Annotated in this window: 31 protein-coding genes; 21 read left to right on the forward strand and 10 right to left on the reverse strand. The window is 64.2% G+C overall.

Translation table 11 applies throughout. The annotated features are described in order from the left end of the window. Positions 1 to 92 precede the first annotated feature (92 nt). The 4 genes from H6718_13720 to H6718_13735 all read left to right on the forward strand — a co-directional run bounded on the left by H6718_13720 (position 93) and on the right by H6718_13735 (position 1,606). On the forward strand, positions 93 to 368 hold the full coding sequence (locus H6718_13720) for a hypothetical protein (protein ID MCB9586455.1): 276 nt from the start codon (positions 93 to 95) through the stop codon (positions 366 to 368). Next, positions 352 to 885, forward strand: coding sequence for a GNAT family N-acetyltransferase (locus H6718_13725; GenBank protein ID MCB9586456.1), 534 nt, complete (start codon positions 352 to 354; stop codon positions 883 to 885). Before H6718_13720 ends, H6718_13725 begins: the two co-directional genes overlap by 17 nt. A 189-nt stretch (positions 886 to 1,074) precedes the next feature. Further along, the gene (locus H6718_13730; protein ID MCB9586457.1) at positions 1,075 to 1,260 is read left to right on the forward strand and encodes a hypothetical protein; all 186 of its coding nucleotides are present in this window, start codon (positions 1,075 to 1,077) and stop codon (positions 1,258 to 1,260) included. 91 nt (positions 1,261 to 1,351) lie between these two features. Further along, positions 1,352 to 1,606 (forward strand): hypothetical protein, encoded by a 255-nt coding sequence (locus H6718_13735; protein MCB9586458.1) that lies wholly within the window; start codon positions 1,352 to 1,354, stop codon positions 1,604 to 1,606. Positions 1,607 to 1,651: 45 nt separating this feature from the next. Here H6718_13735 and H6718_13740 read toward each other — a convergent pair whose 3' ends face one another. Together H6718_13740 and H6718_13745 are read right to left on the reverse strand one after the other, a co-directional pair. Further along, positions 1,652 to 2,530 (reverse strand): effector binding domain-containing protein, encoded by an 879-nt coding sequence (locus tag H6718_13740; protein ID MCB9586459.1) that lies wholly within the window; start codon positions 2,528 to 2,530, stop codon positions 1,652 to 1,654. A 38-nt stretch (positions 2,531 to 2,568) separates the two neighbouring features. After that, the gene (locus H6718_13745) at positions 2,569 to 2,928 is read right to left on the reverse strand and encodes a nuclear transport factor 2 family protein (GenBank protein MCB9586460.1); all 360 of its coding nucleotides are present in this window, start codon (positions 2,926 to 2,928) and stop codon (positions 2,569 to 2,571) included. Between the two features lie 182 nt (positions 2,929 to 3,110). Here H6718_13745 and H6718_13750 point away from each other — a divergent pair, with 182 nt between their 5' ends. From H6718_13750 to yghU, 6 genes are all read left to right on the forward strand, one after another. After that, complete coding sequence (locus tag H6718_13750; GenBank protein MCB9586461.1) at positions 3,111 to 3,335, forward strand: hypothetical protein; 225 nt, start codon at positions 3,111 to 3,113, stop codon at positions 3,333 to 3,335. Continuing rightward, on the forward strand, positions 3,323 to 3,577 hold the full coding sequence (locus tag H6718_13755; GenBank protein ID MCB9586462.1) for a hypothetical protein: 255 nt from the start codon (positions 3,323 to 3,325) through the stop codon (positions 3,575 to 3,577). The genes H6718_13750 and H6718_13755 overlap by 13 nt, the downstream gene beginning before the upstream one ends. After that, positions 3,549 to 3,848, forward strand: coding sequence for a type II toxin-antitoxin system RelE/ParE family toxin (locus tag H6718_13760; protein MCB9586463.1), 300 nt, complete (start codon positions 3,549 to 3,551; stop codon positions 3,846 to 3,848). The genes H6718_13755 and H6718_13760 overlap by 29 nt, the downstream gene beginning before the upstream one ends. 12 nt (positions 3,849 to 3,860) lie before the next feature. Further along, positions 3,861 to 4,280, forward strand: coding sequence for a DUF4288 domain-containing protein (locus H6718_13765; GenBank protein MCB9586464.1), 420 nt, complete (start codon positions 3,861 to 3,863; stop codon positions 4,278 to 4,280). Positions 4,281 to 4,364: 84 nt separating this feature from the next. Further along, positions 4,365 to 4,646 carry a hypothetical protein gene (locus H6718_13770; protein ID MCB9586465.1) on the forward strand — a complete coding sequence of 94 codons (282 nt, stop codon included), beginning with the start codon at positions 4,365 to 4,367 and terminating at the stop codon, positions 4,644 to 4,646. A gap of 185 nt (positions 4,647 to 4,831) precedes the next feature. Further along, positions 4,832 to 5,665, forward strand: a complete 834-nt coding sequence (gene yghU, locus H6718_13775) for a glutathione-dependent disulfide-bond oxidoreductase (protein MCB9586466.1) — start codon at positions 4,832 to 4,834, stop codon at positions 5,663 to 5,665. Between the two features lie 7 nt (positions 5,666 to 5,672). Here the strand turns inward: yghU and H6718_13780 are convergent, their stop codons facing one another. Beyond that, positions 5,673 to 5,888, reverse strand: coding sequence for a hypothetical protein (locus H6718_13780; protein ID MCB9586467.1), 216 nt, complete (start codon positions 5,886 to 5,888; stop codon positions 5,673 to 5,675). 75 nt (positions 5,889 to 5,963) lie between these two features. On the opposite strand from H6718_13780, the gene H6718_13785 reads away from it, so the two are divergent. The 5 genes from H6718_13785 to H6718_13805 all read left to right on the forward strand — a co-directional run bounded on the left by H6718_13785 (position 5,964) and on the right by H6718_13805 (position 8,331). Then, on the forward strand, positions 5,964 to 6,161 hold the full coding sequence (locus H6718_13785) for a hypothetical protein (GenBank protein MCB9586468.1): 198 nt from the start codon (positions 5,964 to 5,966) through the stop codon (positions 6,159 to 6,161). Positions 6,162 to 6,213: 52 nt separating this feature from the next. Further along, on the forward strand, positions 6,214 to 6,942 hold the full coding sequence (locus H6718_13790) for a hypothetical protein (protein MCB9586469.1): 729 nt from the start codon (positions 6,214 to 6,216) through the stop codon (positions 6,940 to 6,942). A gap of 126 nt (positions 6,943 to 7,068) precedes the next feature. Then, entirely contained in the window at positions 7,069 to 7,380 is a 312-nt protein-coding gene (locus H6718_13795; GenBank protein ID MCB9586470.1) for a hypothetical protein, read from the forward strand. Positions 7,381 to 7,471: 91 nt separating this feature from the next. Further along, positions 7,472 to 7,873 (forward strand): hypothetical protein, encoded by a 402-nt coding sequence (locus tag H6718_13800; protein MCB9586471.1) that lies wholly within the window; start codon positions 7,472 to 7,474, stop codon positions 7,871 to 7,873. Then, the gene (locus tag H6718_13805; protein MCB9586472.1) at positions 7,870 to 8,331 is read left to right on the forward strand and encodes a hypothetical protein; all 462 of its coding nucleotides are present in this window, start codon (positions 7,870 to 7,872) and stop codon (positions 8,329 to 8,331) included. Before H6718_13800 ends, H6718_13805 begins: the two co-directional genes overlap by 4 nt. A gap of 57 nt (positions 8,332 to 8,388) precedes the next feature. Here the strand turns inward: H6718_13805 and H6718_13810 are convergent, their stop codons facing one another. Further along, positions 8,389 to 9,816, reverse strand: a complete 1,428-nt coding sequence (locus H6718_13810) for a hypothetical protein (protein ID MCB9586473.1) — start codon at positions 9,814 to 9,816, stop codon at positions 8,389 to 8,391. 251 nt (positions 9,817 to 10,067) lie between these two features. Here H6718_13810 and H6718_13815 point away from each other — a divergent pair, with 251 nt between their 5' ends. Then, entirely contained in the window at positions 10,068 to 10,733 is a 666-nt protein-coding gene (locus H6718_13815; protein MCB9586474.1) for a TetR/AcrR family transcriptional regulator, read from the forward strand. Here H6718_13815 and H6718_13820 read toward each other — a convergent pair. Continuing rightward, positions 10,726 to 13,998, reverse strand: a complete 3,273-nt coding sequence (locus H6718_13820) for an RHS repeat protein (protein ID MCB9586475.1) — start codon at positions 13,996 to 13,998, stop codon at positions 10,726 to 10,728. The two genes, H6718_13815 and H6718_13820, sit on opposite strands and share 8 nt — an antisense overlap. Next, positions 13,949 to 14,575 (reverse strand): hypothetical protein, encoded by a 627-nt coding sequence (locus tag H6718_13825; GenBank protein ID MCB9586476.1) that lies wholly within the window; start codon positions 14,573 to 14,575, stop codon positions 13,949 to 13,951. The genes H6718_13820 and H6718_13825 overlap by 50 nt, the downstream gene beginning before the upstream one ends. Before the next feature lie 22 nt (positions 14,576 to 14,597). Here H6718_13825 and H6718_13830 point away from each other — a divergent pair, with 22 nt between their 5' ends. Continuing rightward, positions 14,598 to 16,022, forward strand: coding sequence for a leucine-rich repeat domain-containing protein (locus H6718_13830; protein MCB9586477.1), 1,425 nt, complete (start codon positions 14,598 to 14,600; stop codon positions 16,020 to 16,022). After that, on the forward strand, positions 16,019 to 16,867 hold the full coding sequence (locus H6718_13835; GenBank protein MCB9586478.1) for a hypothetical protein: 849 nt from the start codon (positions 16,019 to 16,021) through the stop codon (positions 16,865 to 16,867). Before H6718_13830 ends, H6718_13835 begins: the two co-directional genes overlap by 4 nt. Here H6718_13835 and H6718_13840 read toward each other — a convergent pair. Both H6718_13840 and H6718_13845 read right to left on the reverse strand, forming a co-directional pair. After that, entirely contained in the window at positions 16,864 to 17,709 is an 846-nt protein-coding gene (locus tag H6718_13840) for a TatD family hydrolase (protein MCB9586479.1), read from the reverse strand. The two genes, H6718_13835 and H6718_13840, sit on opposite strands and share 4 nt — an antisense overlap. Continuing rightward, complete coding sequence (locus tag H6718_13845) at positions 17,706 to 18,062, reverse strand: hypothetical protein (protein MCB9586480.1); 357 nt, start codon at positions 18,060 to 18,062, stop codon at positions 17,706 to 17,708. Before H6718_13845 ends, H6718_13840 begins: the two co-directional genes overlap by 4 nt. 498 nt (positions 18,063 to 18,560) lie before the next feature. On the opposite strand from H6718_13845, the gene H6718_13850 reads away from it, so the two are divergent. Both H6718_13850 and H6718_13855 read left to right on the forward strand, forming a co-directional pair. Continuing rightward, on the forward strand, positions 18,561 to 19,046 hold the full coding sequence (locus H6718_13850; GenBank protein MCB9586481.1) for a hypothetical protein: 486 nt from the start codon (positions 18,561 to 18,563) through the stop codon (positions 19,044 to 19,046). Next, complete coding sequence (locus H6718_13855) at positions 19,033 to 20,052, forward strand: hypothetical protein (protein ID MCB9586482.1); 1,020 nt, start codon at positions 19,033 to 19,035, stop codon at positions 20,050 to 20,052. The genes H6718_13850 and H6718_13855 overlap by 14 nt, the downstream gene beginning before the upstream one ends. Positions 20,053 to 20,122: 70 nt before the next feature. Here H6718_13855 and H6718_13860 read toward each other — a convergent pair whose 3' ends face one another. Together H6718_13860 and H6718_13865 are read right to left on the reverse strand one after the other, a co-directional pair. After that, positions 20,123 to 22,975: a protein kinase gene (locus tag H6718_13860; protein ID MCB9586483.1), complete on the reverse strand. Its 2,853-nt coding sequence runs from the start codon at positions 22,973 to 22,975 to the stop codon at positions 20,123 to 20,125. A gap of 179 nt (positions 22,976 to 23,154) precedes the next feature. Continuing rightward, positions 23,155 to 26,001, reverse strand: coding sequence for a hypothetical protein (locus H6718_13865; GenBank protein MCB9586484.1), 2,847 nt, complete (start codon positions 25,999 to 26,001; stop codon positions 23,155 to 23,157). 377 nt (positions 26,002 to 26,378) lie between these two features. On the opposite strand from H6718_13865, the gene H6718_13870 reads away from it, so the two are divergent. Next, a complete protein-coding gene (locus H6718_13870; GenBank protein ID MCB9586485.1) occupies positions 26,379 to 26,753 on the forward strand; it encodes a hypothetical protein in 375 nt (124 codons plus the stop codon). Positions 26,754 to 26,807: the final 54 nt, after the last annotated feature.

The following is a 26,807-nucleotide window of genomic DNA, read 5'->3' on the forward strand; positions in this document are numbered from 1 at the left end:
TCCTCGCGACGGAACTGCGGACTGGCCAGGCGCTATGGGTATGCTAGTTTTTCCATGGCTTCCCATGGGAAAGCATTTGAAGGCGAGGCGCCATGAGCAAGCAATCTCAAATCTCTGCGACGATCTCCGAAGCAACCAAGGAGCGCCTCGATCGCTTCACCGAGAGCTATGGGCTCAAGAAGAACTTCGTTGTCGAGCAGGCGCTGTTGTTCTTCATGCAGGCGCGGCTTGAGCTTCCCGATGAAGCGCTGGTTCCCACGCGCTTGGTGGTCGAGAACAAGGTCTTCGATCGCTTGGTGGAAGCGCTCGAGCATCCCGCAGCCCCGACGGCTTCGCTTCGCCAGCTGATGCATGGCCAAGACGATTGAGATCCGTCCGCTCGAGCGCGATGACGACCGAAGCCAGTTCAGCTGTGGCGAAGGCGATCTGGATCGCTTCTTCGAGCACTACGCGGGCCAGAATCAGTTCAGGCTCCACCTCGCCGTCACCTACGTCTCGGTCGCCGACGGCCACATCGTGGGCTTTGCAACGGTCGCCGCTGCCGCCATCGAGCGCGCCAGCGTCCCTAGCGCGAGACTGCGTAAGCGCCTCCCAGCCTATCCACTCCCGGTGCTCAGACTAGCGCGCCTCGGCGTGGACCAACGCGCTCAGGGCGCGGGCATTGGCAAGGGGCTGCTGCGCCATGTGCTGCGCCTGGCTGTCGAGCAACGGGATCGCATCGGCTGCGTTGGCGTTGTCACCGATGCGAAGCCCGACGCCGTCGACTTCTACTCCGCGCTCGGTTTCCAGCCAATCGATGGAGTCCTCCAGGGCTTGTCCCACGGAGAGCCCCTTCCGATGTTCTTGGCCATCGATACAATCGCGACGGCACTCGGAGAGGCATGAGGCTTTTGGGTTGTTCATTGCGCCGCATCTTGCTCGAAATGCCGGTGATCCTGTGTGTACCTCCCGGAAACACGCTGCCAGTCTACTAGCGCAGCATCTCGTAGCGCGCAGCTCATGGGACCACGCTAACACAGACCGGCGCTCCTCCCCCAAGCCCCTGAATACCAATGGGGCCTTGAGGCTTCCCACTTGCATGCCAGCGAGTGCGCAGCCGAAGTGACGCTGTTGGAAGTGCTCGCGAGCGTGCTGTGGATAGGCCTCGCGATTCTCGTGGGTCACTGGTGCGCGCGCTGGGGTTGGTCTGCCGGGATCGTCGGTGGGCTAGCGTGCGCCGGGGTGACCCTGTGGTTGATGAATCCCTCGGGTCGTCGCTAGTCAACTGGGCGTGAGCTCACTCATCTCCAGGAGGCGCCGCTTCCCCAAGCTGACTCGTGCGTGCTTGCCGCAAACGCAGTACAATCGCCCGATGAACCAGCTCGTCGCTCGCGTAAAGAACGGCCGCCTCGTGTTGGACGAACCGACGGCGCTCCCGGAGGGTGCGCAGGTCACGCTAGTCGTAGTGGACGGTGACGAGCTGGACGATGAGGAGCGCGTCTTGTTGCACGCCGCGATCGAGGAAGGTCTCGCGGACGCCGAAGCCGGTCGAGTTGTTGGCGTTGAAGAGGCGCTTGCACAGATCCGCAGCCTGCGATGCGAATCGAAGCCGATCGGTGCTCCCTAGTAACGTTGCCTTTACTACTCAGACCTGCTGGTAACGATTGCGCTACTAGCCCCGTACAACCGGGATCGCGTACTGGATGACGGAGTCCTCGGACGTCGGGTGGTACTCCGCACCGTAGACTTCCAGGTCTGGTCCGTAGGTGTGCCTGAGGTCGGAGCTGCAGAGCCAGTTCGAGTAGATGTAGTTCACCGAGTGGTCGAGGTTCGTCACTTCGCCGCGGTGATCGAAATGGGCGTACGTTGCCCCGGGGATCTGAACGGCGAGCATGCCTTCGGGCAGCTCAGCACTGACCTCCGTTACCTGCATCGCGGCAGTGTACTTTAGCTGCTCCGAGCCTTCCGCTGACTGCTCGATGATGCCGTAGCACACACCGGGGACGCGGTTTGGGATGGCCTCGAGGTGGGGGAGAAACGCCGCCCACAACGGAGGGATCTGGCTTGCGATGTTGTTCTTCTCCGAGTCGCTGGAGAAGAACTCCGTCTGCATGCCGACGCACCGCATCGGGGCCTGCTCGATCAGCCGCGGCTCGAGGCTCAAATTCTGGTTGATGTGGCGCAGGTAGCCGGCGTCGATTTCCACCTTCTTCAAGAACAAGTTCTTGCTCCCGATGCGCCGAAACTCGTGGGGTGTGTGGTCGAAGGCCTGCTTGAAGGCGCGGGTGAACGCCTCCTGACTCTCGTACCCTGCGGAAATGGAGATGTCGAGGATGCGCTCCTGTGTCGTCAAGAGCTTGTCGAGCGCCAGCGCCAAGCGTCGCTGGCGGATGTAGCTCTTGAGGGTTTCTTTGGTGAGCGCCTTGAACATGCGCTGAAAATGCCAGCGGCTGATCCCAGCGTGCGCGGCGACGTCCGCCAAATCCAGCTCCTGATCCAGGTTGCTCTCGATGAAGTCGACGGCGCGCCGCACGCGTTGGAGATAGCTCATTGTTTCACTGCTGCTGCCGTTTCACTGCCGCTTCCGTTTCACTGCGGATCAGGCACGTCAAAGAAGCCGGTCATGCGCACCAGGCGCCCTTGCGCGTCGTACTCACCAAAGCTCACGCCGTCTCCCAGCACCTGACCATCCGCGCCGCACATATCCCACTCCGCGATGCTCTTATCATGGTGCGTGCGAAAGCGCTTGGTCACGAAGTGGCCGCCAGGGATCTGCTGGTGAAACGCCAGCATGTAGGCCTCCAGCTCCTCGAAGCCCGCGCAGCGCTGCAGCGGATCTTGATACACGCACTCCGGGCTCAGGCTCTCCGCGAACAGCGCGCGCTTCTCCTTGGCCGTCTTCACTTTCCAGCTCTGCGCGTAGCGCTCCCAAACTTGTCGGTGGTCCATCGTCTGCTCCTTTTTCCCCTTCTTTTGGGGGTGAGGAGCAGCGTAGGGATCCCGAGCGCCCCACTTTTGACATTTTGTGCGCCCGCGTCTCATGCCTCATAGAATCGTGCCGCGTACCGCGCGGCAGCGCTTTTTCGACACCGCTCAGGGAATGCGCGCCTGCTACGCTCGTTGCACTCCCAATGGCTCGCTCCCGCGCACGTACTGAAAAGCTCAAGACCGTCGCGCGGCGCTTGTGGGATGCGCTGGACCTGGGGCTGGCGTTCCTGGGCTGGCCAGGCAGCATCCTCCAGGCCGCGTTGATCGTGGTGCTCCTGCCCTTCGCCTATGTGGCGTACTCCATTCAGCGCTCGCGGGCTGGCGAGCGACCGGGAAGCGCAGTAGACTCGCGACCATGCAACCGTTGAAGGCTCACGTCAGAGACGGTCGCCTCGTGCTCGAGGACGCGGCTACGGATCTCCCCGAGGGGACTGAGGTGGAGCTGGCGGTGGTCGATGACGACGACTTCGAGCCCGCTGAGCGTGCAGCGTTGCTCCGGGCCCTGGAGGCTGCGGAAGGCGACGTCGAGGCTGGCGCGACATGCGACGGTTTCGAGCTGATTGCTCGGCTTCGGGGGACGCGTGCGGCTGCGGGTAGCTCGTCGGGCTGAGCGCCAGATAGAGACGATCGCTGCTTGGTGGGCTGAGAATCGCCACGCAGCGCCGGCGTTGTTTCTCGACGAACTCGACTACACGTTTCGTTTGATTTGTGACGCGCCTGGCGTCGGCGTGCCTTGGCCCACTGTTCGAAGGCCCGAGCTGCGGCGCGTGCTGCTGCCGCGGACTCGCTACCATGTGTATTTCCGTGCGGACAAAATTGCTGACGTTGTCTATGTCATGGCGGTATGGGGGGCTCCCCGGGGGCGGACACCGAAGCTCTAGCGAAGCCTGGAGATGGTTGTGGTTGAGGACGAACACATCGGATGGTACGGCGCGCACACGCTCTATGGCTATCGCGCAGCGGATGCGGCGGCGCCGCAGCTCGTGGAACGTCGGGTGGTGCTGGTGCAAGCCCGAGACATGCAGCACGCGCTCGAGGTCGCCGAGGCGGAGGCGCAGGAGTACGCGGACTCGCGGTGGCTGAACTTGGATGGCGAGGAGGTCCGTGTCCGCTATCTCGGCTGCTGTGATGTGTTCGACATGCAGGCGACGCCTGGTGCTGCGGTCGAGGTCTACTCGACGACGCACGTGGTCCGGGAAGCGCTCAGCGATGACGAGCTCGTGAATCGCTTCTTCGGCGAAGTCGAGTCGGAGCAGGAGCGAGCGCTCCGAGAGCGATTCGAGATCGGCGATCCGTTACCCGACGGTGACTGACTCCCGGTCGATCTTCCTCGCCCGCCACGACGCCGGGTGCTAGCACCTCGCGGAAGCAACTGCCCCGGCGAAGGCAAGGTGCCGATGAAGGTGTTTGGCTATGGTGAGGTGATTTTGGAGGAGTTTGGGCTCCAGGCCATGCGTGAAGTGTCCTTCGAGGGCACGCCGGACGAGCTACGGTGCGTCGCGCGGTTCTTGATTCAGAAGGCTGAGGAGCTCGAGATGCGAACGTTCCGCATCAGCCACATGCACATGCCTCGCAAGGGACTCGAAGAGGGCAGCTGCGATGTCATCGTGCTCTTCTGGCCTGAAGAGGAGTACGAGGAACCGCCGCGGATCAAGACTTCGAAGGAGCCACCCAGCTGAGGCGGCGGAGACAGATTTCCCTGTCCCCCAAAAGAAAACTCCGGGAAATTCGCGTGGATGGGGAAATCCCGTTTTCTGCATGGCAGCGTTCCTGTGACGCAACACCGGCTGGGGTGGACGCGCCGGGGGGATCGCACCATGCATGACTCTCGCCGTCAGCCAGGCGGCATGCGAGGGACTGAGCAATGACCGAGAACTACACGCCGCCGAAGGTTTGGACCTGGGACAAGGAAAGCGGCGGAAACTTCGCCAATATCAATCGCCCCATCGCGGGCGCGACCCATGACAAGGAGCTGCCCGTTGGGGAGCATCCGTTTCAGCTCTACTCGCTGGCCACGCCCAACGGGCAAAAGGTCACCATCCTCTTCGAGGAGCTGCTCGAGGCGGGTCACGACGCCGAGTACGACGCCTGGCTGATCAACATCATGGAAGGTGATCAGTTCGGGAGCGGCTTCGTCGACATCAACCCGAACTCGAAGATCCCGGCGCTGCTGGATCGCAGCGGCAAGGAGCCCCAGCGGGTGTTCGAGTCGGGTTCGATCTTGCTTTACCTTGCGGAAAAATTTGGCACCTTCTTGCCGAAGGACCCCGCCAAGCGTACCGAGGCGCTGAGCTGGCTCTTCTGGCAGATGGGCGCGGCGCCACTGCTCGGTGGCGGCTTTGGGCACTTCTACGCCTACGCACCGACCAAGCAGGAGTACCCGATCAATCGCTACGCGATGGAGGTCAAGCGCCAGCTCGACGTTCTCGACCGTCGCCTCGCGGATCATGAGTTCCTGGCGGGAGAGTACTCCATCGCCGACATGGCGATCTGGCCCTGGTACGGCGGCCTGGTGAAGAACAAGGCCTACAACGCCGCCGAGTTCCTCTCCGCCCAAGAGTACAAGAACGTGCTGCGCTGGACCGAGCAAATCGCTCAGCGCCCCGGCGTACGCCGCGGCCGCGTCGTCAACAAGAGCTGGGGTGACGAGCCCGGTCTCGCTGAGCGCCATTCGAAGAGCGACTTCGAGAAGCTGTGAGTCGAGGCTAGTCGTTGCCCGACGCTAGAATCTCACCTCGTGAGTTTCGAATAACCCACTCAGTTCGCTCCATTCGGGGGGGAGTGTCGCCATAGATCCCAATCGTCGCGCGGCGGATCGTTTCAACCGCGGCCACGCGCTCTTCGACGGTCACGGATGCCCAGTAGCGCACTTCATCCCGAATCGCCTGTTCGGGCGTCGTCCACTTGAAGTCATCACGCATGCTCGGAGTGTCGCATAGTCTCCAGCAACGAGCGAACCCTGCGGAATACTGAGCCTCCGGACCGGTTCCCTCAGCGTGGGGGACTGGCTCACGCTCGACTTCTGGATCCGGCGCGCTGCGGTCTTGGCGGCGGCCGGGTTCGTTTGCGGAGGCCTGGGCATTGCGCTGGGCTTGGGGGCTCTCGTTGAGACGGGAATTGCGTTGAGTCTGCCGCTACTCGCGCTGGAGGTGTTGTGCGTTCCAATTGCGCTGTTGTGCTTGCTCTCGCGCTGATTGGTTTTGAAGCGAGTGTAAGGGCGAGACGTCCGGCGCGTTCCCGCGCGCCATGACGGATGATCCTCCCGATGCACCACCGCCTCGCCGCGCAGCACAACGTGCCGGACGGCGAGTTCAGTACATCGTGCCGACTCGAAACACGGCTTCGAACTCCTGGCTATTCGCCGCGGTGCTGGCGAGCGTTGGCTGTGCTGCGCCTGCGCCACGGGTGAGTGGTCCGACCGCGGAGCTTGCGACAGTGATCCCGTATGCCCGAGCGCTTGCGCTGGAGTGCGATTCGCCTGGGCCTTCGCTCTCCACAGTGATCCATATCCCCGGGGAATCGAAAGTGCTCATCATGACGGATCCGCCGCAACGCGAGGTCAGCTGGCGCGTCGAAGCTTGCGGGCGTGGTCTCGAGTTCGTCCTCGATTGCTCTGAGGCAGAGCAGGACGACGAGCGCTGTTATCCGCACACTTGGCCAATGCCCGCAGAACTGGCAGTCGGTCCCGCACGTCGGCTCGCGGCAGCGCTGACCGTGGCGCCGCCGTGTTTGCGGAAAGGAGCGGCGGAGTTGGCTTCGGATCGCCGGGTGACGATCTCGCCTCTCACATCTGCGAGGGATTGGTGGAACTCGAAGCTTGAGGTGCGTCGCTGTGGCGGACGGCGGGTGGTAGAAGTTTCGTGTTCCGAGGAACGCTGCGCCGCCCGTGCGTTGACGGAGACGTTGTTTGGGGAAGGCGCCTGTGTGTCCTGTGCGGGCGTCGAGCAGGGCGCCCGGGAACGCTGGGCGGACTAGCTTGATTAACCGCGGGGAAAAATGCCTGGGTGCTCTGGCCTAGGTACTTGTTTTTTGGGGGGGAGGGGATGACATCGCTCGGCGCCGGGCGTTCTCGGGAGCAGACTGGAGGCTTCCGGAACCCCCATGTGGAGACGCAACTGGATCATCCTCGCGGCGCTCGTGACTCACGGCGTGGTCTGGCAGACGCTGTCGTTGTGGCTGCCAGAGGTGCTCAAGCCATTCCTCGGCTGGTGGTTGCTGATTGAGGGACCCGCGCTGCTCTTGAGCTGGGGGATGAGCCTGCTCCCGATTTTCGTGATTGCCGTCTCTGGCGTCCTCTTGCTGCTGGAGGCTGCCATTCGACAACGTCATGTGCTGGTGCGCCTCGTGCTCGCGGTTCCCCTCGTGTTGTGGTGGCTGTCGTGGGGACTGCTCAGCATCGCGGCTGGCGGGTAGCGGATCTCCGCTGCATTCAAGCCTCCACGCTGTCTCCACGAGGTAGCCTCGAACTCGCCTTGGTTGCCGAGTAGGCTGATGGGGACGCTAGATGAAGCTTCGAACCTCACACTTGTTGGTGATTGCGCTGGTCGGCGGCGGGATTGGCGCGTGGTACGGGGTGGGTTCGGCGCGGCGTGGGGACGCGGCGCTGACGCGGATGATCCGTGAGGCAAAGACTCGAGCCGCTCAAGGGTACTTCTGTCACGCACCGCCTGAGCAGGCGTTGCCTCAGGTCGCGGCGCGGGTGGGGGAGCTCGACGCGGAGCGGACGCTCGGGAGCGAGCCCGCGCAGGGCCAGTACCCGCGGGTGGAGCTGGCGATGCTCAACGAGCGCTTGGGCCATACCGAACCGGCCAACGCGCAGTGGGCGCTCGTGCTGAAGGGCTGTGAAGGTGAGGCCTGCAAGCGGGAGCACTGGCGCGAACGGGTGCAGCGGGCGTGCAAGCCATGAACGAAGGCGCTGCGCTCGAGGGTGAACCGAAGATTACCCCGAGGAAACGTGGGAGGCGTTGGTCGCTGGTCTACGCCGTGCCCGCGCTCGTGGTGGGCGTTGGGCTCGGGTTCTTCGCGGCAAGTCTAGCGAGCTCCCGCGCCAGCGAGCGTTTTCCCGAGCTGTTGGCGGCCCAGCAAGCGCATGCTCGGGTGATGTTTTGCGAGGCGCCTCGAGAGCAGAGCTCAAAGGTGATTGGGGAGTATGTGCGCCTGGCGGCGGGCACGGGCGATCAGCTGACGCCCTACGGCGTTGAGCTGCTCGCTCAGGCCGCGGTGCTCGAGGAGCGGGCGCAGCCTGAAGCGGCTGAAGAGAGCTGGAAGAAGGCGGAGAACGCCTGCGGCGGCGCCGGCCTTGCGGCCTGCGGCCGTGAAGCGCTGCGTTCCCTCGCGGAAGCGAGCTGCGGGGGAGGGGAATAGCGGCGGCGCGCGACTTCGTGGACCGAAGCGCGCGCCATGGCGTTCAGAACGGGAGAGTCACTGGCAATAGCCCAGGCCCTCGTAGCCAACTATCGCTTGGCAGGTGCCTTGGGCGCAGTCGCTGCCGCCTGGACGGCAGAGCCACATGCAGGTCTGGTCCAAACACACTCCGGTGTAGAACTCTCCGTACAGCAGGCCGCACAGCGTGCCGTCGGGTTCGGTGCAGGGCTCACCCTCGCTGGCGCTATCTCCCTGGTCCAGGGTGCAAAAGCCACCAGGCACACAGTACTCGCCGCTTCGACAGCCTCCCGTGAGCCAGTAGTCACAGGTCTCCAAGCAGGTGGGGTTCTCGCCTGGTGCACCCGCGCAGACGTGGTCATCAATACAGCCCGTCGATGTGTCGGAGACATCGACGCAATCTCCGAGGTGCTGACCCGTTCCTGACTTGCCGCAGACCCCGTCGCCCGAGATATCGGCGAGGCAGGTTTCGCCGCTTCCGCAGCCCTGCCCGACGGTGCAACCAGTCATGCAGACCCCGGCACCTGAACTGGATACCTGCTCGACGCACACGCCCCCGTTGCAGTTCGTGCTGGAAGCGCACTCCGAGTCGATGCAGCGCAGGGTATCCGGGTCGCAGACGTTGCTGGCGCAAGAGCTCCCGTTCACGCACGCCGTGCCGGTCGGTGAACCCCCGCCCCCAGCGCTTCCTCCACTACCAGAGCTGCCCGAGCTTCCACCGCTGCCTGCCGTTCCGGCACTGCCCGCCGTTCCGCCGTTTCCACCGGTCGCGCCGTTTCCGCCGTTTCCGCCGTTGCCACCGTTTCCGCCGTTTCCGCCGTTTCCACCGCTGCCTTCAATCACGCAGGTTTCGCCGCTCCCTTCGACGGGTGCCGCTTCGCCGGTGAGGTTGTCGATCAAGCACTGCACGGTGCTCTCAGGAATGGCGCGCTTCGCGAGCACACCCTGAGTGCAGCTGAGGAACGTACCGGCGCATCCGAGGCCGGTTGCGCACTCCTCGGTCACCTGATTCACCAGGGAATCACTGAAGGGGAGAATCGCCTGACCGATGATCGCGGTCTCCGGGTTCTCGTCGCTGAAGAAGGCGCTCTCGCAGCCTGGTGCGCCGAACGCGCACTCGGAGCAGAACGAGGAGGCGAGCTGGGTATGGGCTGCAGTGGGGGTGAGGGAGCTGAACCCGGCACCGAGGCACGACGTCATCGAGCCTTCGCCGCGGTTGATGCAGTCCGTGACACCGTTGAGAAACGGCTCACTCAACAGGTCGACGATGCTCGCGCAGTCCGTGACCAGAGCGGTGTCGCAGGGAGTCGCCGCGCCACACTGAGTGACGTAGTCGTCCAGGGATTTGCAGAGCGCCTCTCCTGGAGTCAGTTGGGGGTTGGCTTGATTGCCACCGCCGTCGCTACTGGAGCAGGCGAGCGGGATGACGAGGAGGGAGGCGATGGAGAGTTTTGAAAAGCGAGTCATGATATTACCGCGGGGAAAGTATCGGCCGAGGGCGCAAATCTTGCCGAAATCACGCTGGAGGCCATCGGGCGTGTTGAGGGAAGCATCAGTCTGGCAGCGCGTATCCCCGAGGTACACTCGCGCTCATTCGTGACCCTCGAAACCGAAAGATGTGTGTATTATCCACGCGTTATGCGTGGGTGTCCGAGCTGAGGCCGCTGGGCGCTCGTGGTTCTGGTTTGGGATCGCCAGACACGATAAGAGCGTGGCATATGGCAGCAAAGCGCAAGTCGCAGGACGAGGTTCCGGGAAAACCTCGGCGTATGCCGCGCACGCTCCAGGGGAAGCAGATCGTGGACAGCGTGCTGATTGCTGCGGAGCGAGTCGTTGCGGCTGGGGGATCGGTGGGTGCCATCCGCATGAACGATCTCGCGCGTGAGGCAGGCGTCAGCGTTGGCTCGGTCTATCACTACTTTCCCAACCGCCAGGCCATCGTCGCGGAGCTCGCGCGGCGTCTGGAGTCCCGGGGGATGGAGCTCGCTACCGAGGCGATCGTTACCGTGCGGCATCAAAATACGCTCGATGCGTTGCGGGTGATCGTGAGGCTCCTTCACTCTCGCCGCTTGGGGGACCCGGTGATGCGTCGCTCTCTGCTGCGGGACGTGCCCCCCTCATGGATTGAGGATCACGTACGTCAGATCGACAATGGCGTGCATGCGATGCTGGTGCAGTGGCTGAGCGAGCGACGCAGCGAGCTGCGTCCCGCAGATCTGGAGCTCCAGGTCTTTATCGCGAGCCACGCCGTCGAAGCGGTGGTGGAGCGAGCGCAGCTCTATCGTCCGGAGCTGCTGGAATCCGAGGCGTTCTGGGACGAGCTCGCCGAACTCGCATGGCGCTTCTTGCGCGCTGATTCCGAGCGCGCTCGGGAGCCTAGCTAAACGCGACCGTCGTTCCGTCACCCCGTGTGACGACGGCCGACCCTCCACCGGGCGGATACGTGACGCTGTACGGGAACGCGGAGGGCACCCCTGACTCGCGGATCCTCTGAGCGTTGGTTGGCCCGACGTTGCGGACTGGTGACCCGCCGTTCGTTGGGGGAGTGACACGCTCGAAGAGGTTCACCCCCGAGACGTCTGACAGGTGCGCCAGGCGCTGGGTGCAGTACATGCAAGGCGGGATCGTCGCGCCCGCGCTGCCGTCTCGGTTGTCTCGAGTCGGGGTGATGCTCTGGATTTCTTGAGCCCGGGCGCGGATCGCTTCGCGGTGGTCGGGGTTGTTGGGATCGAGCCCAGCAAACATGTTGTTGAGGGCTTCGACCTCACCACACTGGTTCGGTCCAGTGTAGGTGCCGCCAAGCGGCGGAAAAGCTGGAGGCAGCGAGCCCACCCCACCGCTGTAGTTCCCGTTGCTGTCGTTCGCTGTGTGATAGCCTTGACTGTGACCCGTGGACGTGCCGCCGCCGGTGGTCGTGATAACCGTGGTTGACGGTCTCGCTAGACCGCTTGGGTCAATTTCCGTAAGGAATCGATTTTCGGCGAAAGCGTATGCGTTCAGACCGCCCATCGGTCCGATCGGGTCCGGACTGATGAAGCGGCCCGAGGCCGCGTCGTAGTAGCGATGTAGGTTGTAGGTCAGACCCGTATCATCTGCGAACTGACCGGCGAGGCGCAGCGGCTGTGAGGAGCGGCTGTTCCCGAGCGCATCATACGTGTGGTCCGAGCCGTGGCCATGGCCATCGAACTCCCACATGGGACGGCGCTGCAGATCGGTGACCAGTGAGTGCCAGTCCCCGTCGATTGCGGTGGCGATCGGCTCGTGGGTCTGGTCGGAGTAGAGGATCTGACGCGATTGTTCCTGGATGGTCCCCCCGGTCAGCTCACGGGTAGCCACCCGTGTGAGCTTGAAGTAGTTCCACGCGAAATGCCGCTCCCGCACCAAGCGGTTCTGGGGGTCCACGACAGACTCCGCGATCCGACGGTCGAACGCGTCGTATTCATAGCGAGTCTGATTGCCCGCGCCGTCCGTGATTTTCGACAGTTGGCCTCGGTCGCTCCACTCGAGGATTTGTTGTTCGCCAGTCGAGAGCCGGGTGCGCGACACGACCTGGCCGTCGGCGTCGTAGGTGTAGTGGACGTCGCCGAACTGCTCTGCTCGTCCTCCGGAAAGCAACGTAGTCTTTCCGTCCAGGATGAGCTCGAAGTCCGGCGTGGTGCGAAACTCCTCGACCAAGCCGTGCGCCTCGCTGCGAACCAGCTGACCCAGTTCGTCATGTGTCGCATAGAACGGGGTTCCGTTGTCGAAGCCACCTAGCAGACGGTCGCCCGGGTCCCACGACCAGCGACGTTCCATCGAGGTCGAAGGACCCTGCATGGTCTGCTGTGCCACGCGATCCCTGGGGTCGAATCGAACCTGGAGTTGCAGGCCGCCTGGCGTGCTTCGTTCATGCTCCCGACCCTTGTAGTCGTACCGGCTCTCACACCACCACCCGCTCGCGAGTTCGATGCGCTGGGGGCGTCCCATTGGATCCCTGCGGATGGAGTAGTTACCCTCGGGGCCATCCACTCGAATTGGCTCGTAGCCCTGGTCGAACTCTCGTTCCACCGCGAAGCTGTGAGTTGGCGCTTCGACCTGTTCCTCGACGCGACGACCCCGAGGGTCGTACTTGAAGAGACACTGGACGCCGTTCGAGCTGGTGGCGCGCACCAAGTGTCCATCCGCGTCGTACTCGAACTCGTCCTTCGTGTTGTCGGAGTACTCGCGGGAGAGCAGCCGACCCGCGGGATCGTACTCAAATGTGGTTCGTGCCCCGCTCGACCTGAGCTCTTCGATGACTCGACCGCAGGCATCGTTCCGATACCGAGTGAGCCGACCATCAGGGGACTGCTCGGACACCACGAGGCCAGAGCTGTCGCGCTGGTAGCGCCACGTCAGGCCACCCGTGCGTTCGACTGAGACCAACGAGCCCTCCCAGTCCAGTCCATAGCGAATGGTCGTTCCGTCGGGACGGATCGCCCGACACAAGATGTCGGCGCCGCCGTACTCGAAACGGTGCACTCGCTGAGCGGGATCCGTGTGGCGACACAAGCGACTCTGGGCGTCGTACTCCAAGAGGGTGGTCAGCCCATTCGGCGCGTCCACTCGAGCGAGCAACCCGCGACGATCGTAGTGGTAACGGGTCACTTGGCCACGGGCGTCAGTGAACTCCACGGCCCGACCCAAGTAGTCGAACGCGATGTGCTTGGTGTCGCCGTTCGGCTCCACGACCCGAATCCGGTTGCCGTGGGCGTCATAGTCACAGTGCGCCGCGCCACCGTTGGGGAAGATGTACTGGACGGGGAGCCCTCGCGACTCCCGGGAGACTTGCAGCAGCGTGCCCATGGAGTCGCGGATCACCGAGCAGCCGCCAACCTGGTCGTACTCGAACTCGAGCCAATGCCCGAGTGGACTGGTCTGACGTATCAGCTGTCCGTCGGCCCGATACTCTCGACGGGTTGACTGACCGAGAGGGTTGGTCGTCTCCAGCACCCGATGGTTGACGTCACGACTCGTCTCCCAGCGCTCGGCGTTTGGATCCACGTAGCACGTGACGTAGCCGTGGTTGTCCCGCTCATGGGTGTGAATCGCGGACCCCGTCGTTCCAAAGAGCAAACCGCCGTGCGCGCCATTCTCGAATCGGCGCTCCTCGCGGGAGTTGACCACGCTGCGCTGCCCATCTTCGAAGTACTCGACCTTGCAGTGGTACATCCCCTTGATGGGGGTCCGATCCGCGAGTTCGGTGGGAAGGCCGTCGGCGAGGGCTGGGTCGCGTCCCGAGCCATGATCACACCAGGTCTCGATGCAACGGTCGAACTTATCGTAGCGGAAATGAGCCAGTAGCCCCCCTGGCTGACGTTCCTCCGTTAGGAGGTGATCACGATACCAGTACTCCGTGAGGTTGCCTTCCGCATCGGCGGCCGCGGAGAGGTTCCCGTCGGCGTCGTAGGAGTAGGAACGGAACGTGACCCACCGACCTCGGACCGCGGCGTTCTTCACCTCGAACGCCCGGATGTAGCCGTTGGCATCGTAGCGAGGTTTGATGACGCGGCCGACGCTATCCTCGATCAGCAGTAGCCGATCGTTCTCGTAGGCCAGATGGATCGTATTTCCGTAAGGATCAGAAATAGCGGAACACTGGAAATGCTCTGGGGTTTCTTGCGGGCGCAAAGAAGAACGTCAGGCGACCCTCGGTGTAGCGAAACCCCCAGGCCTCTTCCTTCAGGAAACGGTCGGCGCCAAGGTCGATCGTCTCGCCTAGCCCCTTGCGTTTGAACTCGATGGGGCCACCCAGCGGACGGTGCAGGGTGCCTCGTCGACGTCCGACCTCGACCTCGTACGCCAGCGAGTGACGCCACCCAAAGCCCAGGCCGACGTTTCGGCCCCGCCACTTCGTGTTGTACTGCCGGGTTAGTGTGAGCGCGAGCGGACCTGGAAGGTGAAGATCGACGACGGGGGTGGTGAACACGGCGCCCGACCCAACGTCGACCGGGTGGCCGGCGGTGGTTCCATTGCCTCCGTGAGGCCCAGCGCACTCACTAGTGCCTTCTCCACAGGCGTCGGCATTGTTGCCGTCGCCGTTCGCGTCTTCGTCCCCTTCACCCGTGCCCGCACCCTCTTCGCCGTTGCCGTTCTTGCCGCCTTTGCCGCCTTTGCCTCCACCGTTGCCACCGCCTCCAGCAACAAACACACCAGGGTTCATGCCAGGGGGAGCGGGGATGTTGGGAACGGGTGCGGTGCGGGCCATGCTTCGCATATCCTACGCGGCAATGGCCCGGTTAACCCCACGGCAAGCGGCATTGTTGAAAGAGAAGCTCCGCGCAGTTCGAGAGCGCGGGGAAATCTACCGTTTTGCTCCGCCCGAGTCGGACCCGGCTCAGTGGCCAGCAGGGGCTCAACGAGCACCGGAAGTGCTCCAGGGCTTCTGGCGCGATGTGTCCTCCGGTGACTTCGTAGACAGACCCGGGAGTGTTCGCCCTCTGTCCGTCCTCGCTTCGGAGATGTCCGCGGAAACAGGTGTCCCTGCGGATGAATCTGCGGCGTTTCCGGGCGGCTGGGCAGTCTTCAAGCTACGGGATGGGGCCGCACTCGTGCTGAGTGAGGACGGTGCCATGTGGCGGACTCCCAGTCCAAAAGAGCAACAGGCAGGCCGCAAGGCACTCCCGCTCAAGAAGAAGTCGGGCAAGCCAATGGGCTTCGTCGAGTGGCTCGACGGCCTGCTCGCCGAAGCCCTCACCACCGTTCCGACGCTGGTTTCGCAGGGAAATGACGAGTTTCGCTTGAACGCTCCGGTCCAGAGCTTGCCCGACGAGTGGCTGAGTGAGTCCAGCCTGACGTCCCTGATTCTGAACGCGACGCAACTCTCGGAACTGCCACCCAGGATCGGGGAGCTCTCGCGGCTACAACAGCTGATCGTTGACGGCCCCTTGGAATCTTTGCCGGCCAGTCTGGCGCAGCTCTCCCAACTAGCGACAGTCAGGCTCAGCAACACCCGTCTGACCCGCTTGCCCGATTGGTTCGCGGGGCTTGAAGCGCTGGAGCTGCTCGAGGTCCACTCGAGCCCCGTCGAGTCGGTGCCCAGCGACCTGTTTGCGCTGGGGCGGCTTCGCTCAGTCAACCTCACGAAGCTCGCGTTGGGCTCGCTCCCAAAACAGATCGAGGCAAGTCCAGCGCTCGAGGACTTGTGCTTGAAGAGCCTACCGTTGGAGGAACTCCCCGAAGACCTCTCTCGCCTTCCGTTGACCAAGCTGGTTTGTTCTAGCTTGCCGGCCAAGCGGGTTCCGCCGTTGCCGAGCTCGCTAGCTGAACTCGAGATTTCGGAGCTCCCACTCGCGGACAGGAGCTTGGCGCGACCGCTAGCTGACATGGGGGCGCTCCACACGTTGGTGCTGCGTGGGTTGCGTCCAAACGTCATGCGCATGCCCGTGCTCCCAGCTCTGAAGACCCTACGTCTTTACCGCTGTGGACTGACAGAACTCCCCGCGGAGGTAGAGAAGCTCGAAACACTGGTGACGCTGTGTCTGGACGAGAATCCTCTCGAGTCGCTCCCAGACTGGGTCTTTTCGCTGCCGGCGCTGCAGAGCATCTATCTGTTTAACACTCATTTCCCTGAGGAAGTGATTGCTCGCTATCGTGAGAATCATCCTCGGGTCACCGTTCACTGGTCTGCGCCGCGGAAGGTTGGCGGGGCGTGAGCTGGGCGCAGTCAGTTCGGGGCAGGCTTTCACGACTGAAGCGAGCGGCTCCGAACTGCTTTGGTGGCGATGCGCATGCCTTCGAGCTGCGACCTCCCATCGATGCTCAGAAGCTCGCGGCGCTGCTCCAATCGCTCGCCGCGCCTGCTGACTACGTTGAGTTCCTCGCAGAGGCGGGGACCCACGGTGCGGGGCCGGGGTACGGCCTACTGCCTCCCGTGAACTGTTGCGGCTGGGAGCATCCGTTTCCCGCCGGACACGATTGGGCACCGGACATGGCGAATCCCGCGGAGGTTGGAGTCGTGGAGGGGCTGGGTGGCGACTACTACAGTGACTTCTGGACTCACGGTTGCATCGCCTTGGCAGACTGGGGCTGCGGCGTGGTGAGCTTGCTGTTGGTGAACGCACCTGCACCCGTGCAGGGTCGGGTTTTCATCGACGTGCGCTGGGCAGGCGAGGGGATCCGCCAGACCCACGCTTCTTTTCGTGAGTTCTACGAGAGCTGGCTGGAGCTGGTCGAGCGAGGAGACTCCGGGGTCAATGTGAACATTCCGCGCGGAACATGTGCGAACTGGAATGCTCTCGACAACTATTTGGGCGCAGCGCGTCAGCGGCTGGGCGCGCAATTGACGGAAGACTCCGTTCTGCGAACGCTGCGTGACATCCCAGACGGAGGCATCGCGCAACTGACCGACGAAGACTCCGCGTACTACCGGTCAGGAGACTCGCTGCGCCCGTGCCCAGCGTGCTCTGAGCGGATACGAGACTATGTCGCTCGCGGGTTCATGCGCCCCGGGCAGCTAGCTCCTGGCGATGACCTTCGAGCGTTGCGCGAGTGGCGCTAGCTCGCGCCAAGCCCAAAGAACGCGCACGCCGTCTCGGTCGTCTGCCTCGCCACGGCGACCTCCGACAACCCCTTCGCCTGCGCCACCGCCCGCAACACATAGGGTAGGAACGCGGCCTCGTTGCGGCGGTCCTTCGGTTGCTGCTTGCTCGGCATGTTGCGAGGCAAGATGTAGGGCGCGTCGGTCTCGATCATCAGGCGATCCGCGGGGATCAGCCTGACCAGCTCGATCAGGTGCTGGCCCCGGCGTTCGTCGGCGATCCAGCCGGTGATGCCGATGTGTAGATCGAGCTCCAAATAGCTCTCGAGGGCTTGGCGATCCGACGTGAAGCAGTGCACCACACCGCCGCTCAGCGCCGCTCGGTAGTCCTTGAGGATGCTGACGAAGTCGGCGTGAGCCTCGCGCTCGTGGAGGAACACGGGCTTGCCGAGCTCCGCGGCCAGCGCGAGCTGCGCCGCGAAGGCGCTGCGCTGCGCCTTGGGCGGGCTGAAGTTTCGGTTGTAGTCGAGGCCGCACTCGCCGACGGCCACGCAGCGCGCTGAAGCGTGGAGCTCCCTGAGGGTCGCCAGGGCGAGGGAGTCGCAATCGGCGCCGTGATGAGGATGAATCCCTGCGGTAGCGTATACCGCGGGGAGCGGGCGGCCTCGAGCATCACCGGCGGCGAGGTCTTCTGCCAGGCTCACCGCGTCGCGGCTGCCCTGGACGCTGACTCCCGTCGCGACGATGCGGGTGACACCCGCCGCCTGCGCGCGCTCGAGCATCGCGCGGCGGTCCGCCTTGAAGCGCTTGTTCGTCAGGTTGGTTCCGATGTCGACCAACTCGGGGGTGCTCAACTCAGTCACGACTGCACCTCCGACAATAGCTCCGGGGCGAAGCGCGCGGTGACGCGTTTGGCGTAGTCGAGTGCGTCCCACTTGCCCTCCCAGGGGACCCCGAGCCAGCACGTGGGCTCCGTTCGGCGGTGGACGCGGCCGCGCGTGAAGGCGAGCACGCAGTAGATCTCGGTCAAGCTCTGGCGCAGCTGATGAAGTCGGCGCTGGGCGTCTGCCATCGGTTCTTGCCAGGGGGCGCGTAGCCGGCGCTTGAGGGAGCGGGACTCCGCTTCGAACGCCAAGCGGCTCGCGTGGAGTGCGCGGAGGCGGGCGAGACGGGGCGCTTCGGTTGTTTGTGTGGTTTCGATTGCTTGTTGTTGCATGTAAATGTCTCCAGAGGGTTTGAGTTATCGGTTGATGGCGCAGCAGTGCGCGTCCTCTGGAGGGGCTCGAGCCGTAGCTCGCAATGTTGCCGTGCGGAAAATTTGCGTGCGGGGTGCACGTACGCGCACGTGGTAGCGGGGGCTCGAATCGAACGAGCTTCTCCAGGAGGCTATCCTGGTGTAGGAGCCATTCCTACTACCCCGCAGTGGATGGACGTTGGCCCGCGCGCCTCGGAAGGCAGCGATGCGGGGCCGCCCCAGCTGGGCTGCATCGAGTGGAACAGACGCTGAACATCGGCTGAAAGGAGCCGATTGGAGCGCAAGCGACCTGCCTTGGACGGCAGGAGAGCGTTGCACGCAGCGCTGATGGTCTGAAAAACGTCGACTAGAAGCCCGTCACCTCGATGGTTTGGTTTCGGAGGTCCTCACCCCCAAACCCCGTGAAGGGTTCACCTTGGACCTGACGTTGTCAAGGCGTGTGCTAGCGTGCGCCCGCCGATGCGTCAGTGGACCCCCGTGCAAGCAGCGATTGGCGTCGCGATTTTCGGCTCCGTGCTGGCGGCTGCAATCCCGAGCTTCTTCGAGAACTTGCATGCGTCGCGCCTGGCGGAGCCGGTGGACGGCTTGAAGCGCTTGGCGACGCGAGCGACGGCCCTGGCAGCTGGGCGACCTGCGGAGGTTGCCTACCCGGAAACGGTGCCGCTCACGCCTGCTGACGTGCCGATGGGCAAGCTCGCGACGGATCCTCCCGGCACCTGGGACAACCCGACCTGGCGTCAGCTGGAGTTCGAGTGGACGGTGCCTCACGCCTATTCGTTTGCCTTCGAGAGTCGAAACGCCAAGGGACACAGCACGTTTCGCGCTTGGGCACATGGGGATTTGGACGGCGACGGGCTTCGCAGTACCTTCGAGATCTCGGGAGAGACGAAGGACGGCGAGCTCCCAGTCGTCTTCCCCATGGATATCCAGCGTGAAGTCGAATAGCCCCGAAGCCTCCGACAGCAAGCAACCCCCGGCGGCGGCGCCGAAGAGCGATCTGCAGACGCTGATCGCGGTGCTCCTGATGCTGGTGTGTGGCTTGGGCGTTGCGCTGAATCACGCGCCGCTGGTTGCACGCCACGCAGAGCTCAAGGCGAAGAACGACGTCTACCCGTTGCCGAGCCCGGAGCAGACAGTGGTCGCGAGCCTCGGATATCGCTCGGCACTGGCCGATGCGATCTACGCCCACGTGTTGGTGTCGTACGGCTTGCACATCGTGGAGCACCGAGGCTTCGACTTCATCGGCGAGTACCTCGACACGATTTCCACGCTGGATCCGAAGTTCGCGGATCCCTATCGCTATGCCGACACGTTCCTGATCTTGCAGGCCAAGAAGGCGACCCGCGCCGACTACTTCAAAGCGCGTGAGATCTTCGAGAAGGGCATGAAAGAGCTGCCGAACGACACCTTCCTGTGGATCACCGCGGGGCAGTACATCGCGTACATCGCGCCGCCGCACCTGGGAGATGACGAGCTGTTCCGGCAGTGGCGCCTCGATGGGGCGCGCGTCTTGGCCCATGCGTGTGAGCTCGTGGGCACCAACGAGAACCTCCCGTATCAATGCATCACCGCGGCCTCGCTGTTTTCCAGGGCGGGGGAGGAAGAAGCGACTGAGACCTTCCTCGAGCGCGTGCTCGCGGTGAGTGACGATCCCGAGATCCAGGAGATGGCACTCAACTTCATGCGGGTGAAGCTCTCAGAAGGCGCGCGCAACCGCGTTCAACGGCGCCTCGACCGCTTGCGCGAGGCGCGCGACGCGACGCTGCCCGCAGTGGGTAAGGACCGCTTCTTGGTGATCGGGCCGCCACTCGATGCCGCCAAGGCGGCTGGGCGCTGCGACGGGCGCTCGCCAGACGAGGCGACCTCGCCTGATGATCCCGTGGTGTCCTGCACCAGCGACTGGACGGACTGGGAAGAGGCCTCAAAGCTCCTCGAGGCGCAGGGCAAATAGCGAAGCGCCCCGCATCCTGAGGCGGACGCGAGGCGCTTGCTGGTCTGAGCGCGGCGCTCAGATCGGCCGGCTAGGGGAAGCGGACCGCGACGGTGACGCTCTTGCCAGAGTCCACCTTCGCGCTGCGCACCTTGCGGCCGTGTTCGGGGTGCACGAACACCACCGTGTGGTTCCCCGGGGAGACGCTGATGCCCGTCTTGGGAGTTTGACCCAAGGGGCGGCCGTCGAGGATCACGTTGGACACGGGAATGGAGTTGATGTTGATGGTTCCATTGCCTGTCGCCGCGGGCGGCTCCGCGCCTCCACCCGTCGCTGGCGGCTTGGTTCCGCCTCCGGTTGCAACCGGGGGCTGCTTCTCCGGCGGGGGTTCCTTGCCCACCTCGTACATCGTGATTTCGAAGGTCTTTTCGGCTTCGCCGTCTTCGAAGACGATGTCCTTTCGGTAGTTGCTGAAGCCGCTCTTGGTGGCTTCGATGCGGTAGGGCTTGTCCGTCGTGATATCGATCTTCAGGCCGCGATCGCCGCTCAGCTTGTCCGAGGGGATCGGGCGTCGGTCGCTTCCGCTCACCAGCACCACACGCGCACCGGCGGCGTTGGAGCCGAGCTTGATGTGGGCGAGTCCCTTCTTCACCTTGAGCTTGAGCGGACCGATGTCCTTCATCTGGTCTTGCGCGACGGTGACCTTTTGCTCCCAGGGCTCGAAGCGATCACTGCCAGCGACCTTGATCACCTTTTCGCCGGGCGTCATGTCCTTCAGCTCTTGCGGCAGGGGACCGATCTCCTTGCCGTCGACGTAGAGCTTCAGGCCTGCGCCCTCGGCGGTGACCTTCACGCCAGTGCCGCCCGTTGCCGGGGCGAGGTCGACCTTGAGCAGCGCCTCGTCTCCGCCCGGAACCTTGATCGCCTGATCTGCGGTCTCCTGGTAGCCCGAGGCGACGACGCGCACCATATGCGTACCCGCCTCGATATCCTTGAGGATACACGGGGAAGCTTCGCACTTCTTGGCACCGTCCACGTAGACTTGCAGGGCGTCTACGGCGCGGTTGTTCGGACCCGAGACGGTGACCACGAGCTTGCCTGTGCCCGGGGGGCGCAGCAGTAGGATCGCTGCGGCCACCAAGCCAACCACCAGCAGCGCCGCAACGGCGAGCAACGCGGAGCGTGCGCCTGAGCTCTGCTGCGGCGGTGCGTGCATGACCGCTTGCGCAGGCATGGGCTGCATCGACTGCGGCTGCATCGAGTGCGGCGCCATCTGGGGCTGCATTGAGTGCGGCTGCATCGACGGCGGGACCTGTTGCCCGTACCCCGGCTGCTGAGAGTGCGGTTGTTGAGACTGCGGTCCCATCTGCATCGTCTGCCCCAAGCCTGGAGGCGGCGGTGGAGCACCGCTCGAGACGAGGCCAGCCGCCGATGCGGGCGGCGGCGGGGCACCTGCTGCCGGCGGCGGTGCGCTGCGCAGCAGAGCGCGCGCAGCGTCCTCCGTCCCGGACTTGTCGTAGATCGCCGTCTTTTCGTCCTCGTCGTCCCAGTCCATGTCCACCGGAGCAGCCGTTGAGGGCGGCGGCGGACGCGGCGGAAGACTCCCGCGCTGCGATGGCACCGCAGGGGGTGGAAGGCTCCCTCCAGAACGGCTCGTGGGCGGCCCAGGCGGCCCCGAGGTGCGGCTTGGTGGCGGCGCCGGCCCGCGGCTTGGCGGGGGCGCGGGAGCCGCGGTAGGCGCAGGCAACCCCAGCAACGTCTTTTGGCGCGGTGCTGGCGGTGGGGTCGGGGGCCTGGCTGAGGGCGGTCCGGATGGGGGCGCGGGCGCGCTCGGCCCACTGGGCATCTGCACGGTCCGACTCTTCTTGTTGGCTAAGCCGTCGAAGACGTCGAGATCGCTTCCGCCTTTGTCGCTCATGCGGTTCTCCTGATGGACTCCAAGACTGGGGACGGGACTCGAGGCGTTCTGTGGGAAGGCGCCTTGCATGAAGCGTTTGGCACTTTCCCGTGCTGAAGCCAGCCAGCGAGGACCGCTGGCAGACCCGTGAGACGCCTGAGAACTTTGAGGGTTTTGGGGCAGCTCACGTTGCGCGAACGCGCGCAAGTCATCGTCGAATTGTGACGCCGTAGCGTACCTTTCGTTCACATCTTTGGCGAGCGCCTTCAAGACGATCTTGTCGAGTTCCGACGGGATTTTCCGGGCGCTGCCAGCGCTTGCGAGAGCCTGTGAGGGTGAAAGAATCTCTCGAGAGCGGATCATCGAGATGAGCACCACCTCGTTGCTCGCGTTGAACAGCCGCTGTCCCGTCAGGCACTCCCAGAGACAGATGCCGAGGGAGAAGACATCGCTCCGCTCATCGACGCCTTTCCCGGTCACTTGCTCGGGACTCATGTAGCCGAGCTTGCCCTTGATGTTACCTGCTTGAGTGCTGGTGATCCGGCCTTCCGCCTTCGCGATGCCGAAGTCGATCAGCTTCACGTCGCCGTCGAAGCTCACCAGCACGTTGCCGGGACTTACGTCACGGTGCACCACACCCAGGCGGCGACCTCGTCCATCGGTCGCTGCGTGAGCGTAGGCCAAAGCCTGCGCAACCTGTGAAATCACGTAGAGCGTCAGCTCGAGCGGGAGGGCCTCGCCGCGGTCCAGCAGGCTACGCAAGCTCCGGCCTTCGACGAACTCGAATGCGATGTAGTGACTCGCGTCGACTGCACCCACGTCGATGATGCGAGCGATGGCGGGGTGATCCAGCTGACAGGCGATCCGCGACTCGTCGTGGAACTCCTCGATGAATTCATCATCTTCGGAGACGTTCGGCAGGATGCGCTTCAGCGCCACGACCTCTCCCGACTCGCGGTGGCGAGCGCGAAATACCTCAGCCATACCGCCAACGCTGACGCGCTCGATCAGCTCGTACTTGCCAAAGCTGCGAACAGGCTCGCTCAAGCCGGGCCCTTTGGAAGCGGCTCACACAGGCGGCGAGCGCAGGGATGGGGGGAGGTGCTCATCAGAAGCGCGGATCACGCCAGGATCCGCGGACATCTTCGCACATTCAGCGCGCGCTTTGGGGAACCGCGACGCAGGAAACGCGCGTTCTTGCGCGCTTCGATAAGGCGGCTGGGGCGCTATTCGCCCGCAGGAGCGGGTGCTGGGGTAGGTGTGTCGCCGCCTCCAGCGGGCTTGCTCGCACCTTCGCCGCCGCCACCCTTGTCGCCGCCCGCTTCTTCAGCCGGCTTGGGCTTTCTGAAGTAGCGCACGCGCTTGGCTTGCAGCGGATACCACTCCTTCGGAGGCACGATGGGCGTTTCCGGGAAGATCCGGCCAGCGCCAGGAGTCGGCTTGCGTAGCAGACGTACCCCGCCCGCGTGGCGCGCCACCGGTGAGCCTGCGAGATCTCGATCACCGCCGATGGCGACACCAAGGGGCTTCTCGAAGAAGAGCGTCGCCGAGCAACCGATATTGGCGAACAGCTGGCTCAGCAGCTCCGAGTCCCTTTGCGGCTCCGGCGCCGTGGAGATTTCCGCGTAGTAAAGCATCCCGCTGCCGGCGCCGATACACGCTCCAGCGCTGATTGCCTTTCCGCCGACCTGATCCGCGGTGAAGCCCCGACCGATCAGCGTAGGCTTCGTACCCTCAGCCTCCGCCTTCGGCTCGCTGCCAATCACGAAGCTGCCGCCTCCCGGGGCGCCGCTATCGAGCCACAAACCGGTCGGAGCCGCCGCGGCTTCCTCTCCATGGAACACCGCCACCAGCTTCGGATCGTCCGCTTGTTTGAGTTCGGGCGCCAGCGCTCGTGGGTCGAGCTCCATCACGTGAACGCGCGTTTCCTTGCGGCTCACGTCGGGGCGAAGACTGGTTGTCGCTACAGCGTAAGGCCAGCCGTGTTGGGGTAGACCTTTGACGGTCCACACCCCCTCCTTGCTGTCCGGCCCCGGAAACGCCGTACGCAGTGGCTTGCCTGGGACGATGTGGCGCAGCGTCAGGTAGAAGAAGTCGCGGGATTCTCGGCTGATGTAGCGCGGGAAGTTCATCAGGCCCATGTAGCGCAGCATGCGCCGCCCAATGAACTTCCAGCCCGGCATATCGGTGACTTCGCCCGTCGCTTCCCACTGCTTGTCTAGGTCGTGCCCGACTTCAGGCAGCTCGCCCTCTTTTGCCGCGTGGTAAAATTCGAGGCCGGTATGCCCGGGGTTCATGTCCAGGTGGATGCCGTAGACGCAGCGCGCCCGCTCCATGGCGAACGCCAGATGATCCGCGTCGATGCTGTTGCCGTACAGATACGCCACGAAGTTCTCCTTCGTGAGGCAAACAGCGCTGCGCGTGGTGCGGCTCTCGTCTTTCCAGCCTGGGGGTACGCCTCCCCACCAGTTGCGCTTGTAGGGGTTGATGACGCCGTCCATCACCAGCGGCGACATGTTCTGGCGGAAGCCGATGATGTTGTCGGGGACGGTTTCGTCGTTGGGCCAGGTGCCGAAGCGCGTGGTTCCGTCCTTCAGTTCGGCGACTGTCGCGGCGTAGGGCTTGGGCGGCAGATACATCACGTTGTCTGCCTGCATGCCGAATTCACCGTGGGTCGCCTGGAAGCCGCCGTTGAAGCCTGCCAAGAGGCGTCCCATCACCTCCGGCTTGCGGGGGACCAGCCCGGGGCCTGTTTCGCCGGTGGCACTCTTCGGCTCCACCGTGCCGCTCATCGTGTGCAGCTCCACCTGGCGGCCGTCCCACACGGTGACGTAGATCTGCGTGTAGGCGCGCTTGCGATCCGTGCGGATAAAGGACGTGACGAAGGGTGACGGCGCACCTGGGTTCTTGCGTACGTAGGGGTCGTCGTCGAGAGTACGCCACTTGCCTTCGCCCTCGAGCGCCGGCGAGAGCATGGGCTCCATCGGAGCTGGTGGCCAACCCGTCTCCGGATCGGTGTATTCGACGGGTGGTGGCAGGTCCTTGAACTGCTCCTTGACGGTGCTCGAACCGTCGTCGCCAGTCACGCTGCCCATCACCTGCTGCAGTTGATCCAGGCCGGCGAAGGCTACGGCCTTCAAGAGCTGCATTTGGTCGTCGCTGAACCAGGGGCTCTGACGGACCCGGTCGACTGCCCAGGTGACCAGGTTGCCCGGTTGGGCCAGGTGGTGAGGCTGTTCCTTGAGGAAACGCTCACCGTCGATGGCGTCGGAGCCCTTCAGGGGAATACGGATGGCGTGTCCGTCGGCGTCGATCAGGAGCGCCGGACCTTTTTCGCTGCTCGCGCGGGAGAAAGCTAGCGCTGTCTTCGCCGAAGGCGGCTCGAGCTTGAACGACCGACGGCCGATGCCGCTCCGCTGCCCGGTTTTTTGCAGGTTGGTGATCGAGTGCTGCCAGCGCTTCATGCCGCCCCACTCGGCCATTTCGTTGTCGAGCTCGGGCGTTGCTTCGCCGCTCAAATCGGCCAGGTGCACGCTGAGCGTCTTGTCGCCGCCGGTGATGACCCAGGCGGCTTGTTCGCCGTCAACAATCAGGCGCCGCTCATCGACTGCGCTGGTATCGCTGAGGTTGTAGAGCCCGACGACGTCGAGCAACCTGCCCTCAGGCGAGAGTCGCGTTGCCGCGAGGTAAATATCTGAAGGCTCGTCCGCCTTGCGCGCCCTGAGTAGCGCCCGAATACGGGCGCGGGGAGCCGTGAAGGTGCCGGGCGGGGCGTCCAGCCAGCGCACGTCGACGGCGTCCGCAAGCAGCCCATCGGTCTCGAGCGCCTTGACCAGCGCCTCACTGCGGTCGACCTGGGCTGTGGCCTCGCGGGGCACGCCGCCGTGGGAGTGCCACCAAGCGAACAGCAACGCGAGGGGCAGTACGGGTCGCAGCAACACGGCGCGACCGCGCAGCAGGCTCCGGAGACGCGAGGCGGCGCGGGGCTTTGGCTGACCTCCCGAGGGCGCCGCGTTGGGCGTCACGTGGGGATCTGGTTCGATACCTTCGAGGGCTGTGGTGTCGCCGGCCATTGGCGTGAATCGGTGTTCGTCAGTGTCACGCCTGGCGCGGCGCGCGAATCGTCAGGGACTGGAGGTTTCGGGATTTTTGGGGGTGAGGGGAGTCGGCACAAGACGGCGCGCGAGCTGCCCTGTCCCTGGAACGCGAGGGCGCGGTTAGCATCTTCCCGAGCGCGCGACTACGCCACCAGCTGCGCAGGCTGACAGTGCTCCAGTTGCCTACATAGTTGGCACCATCTGCCAACCTAGTTTGCGGTTGTACCCACTCCGGGTCGATCATCGGGGCTCGCCAGCCTTCGCGATATTCAATTATTTCATAGGGTTAGCTGTGTTGGGAGGGTAACCCGGGGCCGCCTGAGAGTGGTGCGATTCGTGCTAGGCTGCTGGGAATGGCCAAAGGACCCAAGCTGCCGAAGCCACGCCGCGCGCCGGGCGCGCGGCGCACGCGGCGCTGGATGCTGGCCGCTATTGGTGCCGCGTTCGTCAGCGTGGGCTGCCTTTCCCCGACGCTTCCGCTCCCGCCGCCAGACAAACCTGATGTGGAGGGCCCGGATCAGGACGGGTACGTCACGCTCACCGGGGTGGTGCCGTCCTACGCTCTCGCGCAAGCGCTCAACCTGCGTACCGGCGAGATTGCCGGCCAGGTCACCGATGAGACCGGCCGCTACGAGTTTCGTCTCCGCGCGGAAATCGACGACGAGTGTGTGTTCTGGTACAACGACGACACCGAGCGCAGTCCCAGCGTGCAATTTAAGATCCGCTAGGCAGTGCTCGCGACGAGGAAGCCCTAGTGTCCTGTCTCCGTAGTTCGCTGCAAA

Source organism: Polyangiaceae bacterium (genome assembly GCA_020633205.1).
Classification (GTDB): domain Bacteria; phylum Myxococcota_A; class Polyangia; order Polyangiales; family Polyangiaceae; genus JAHBVY01.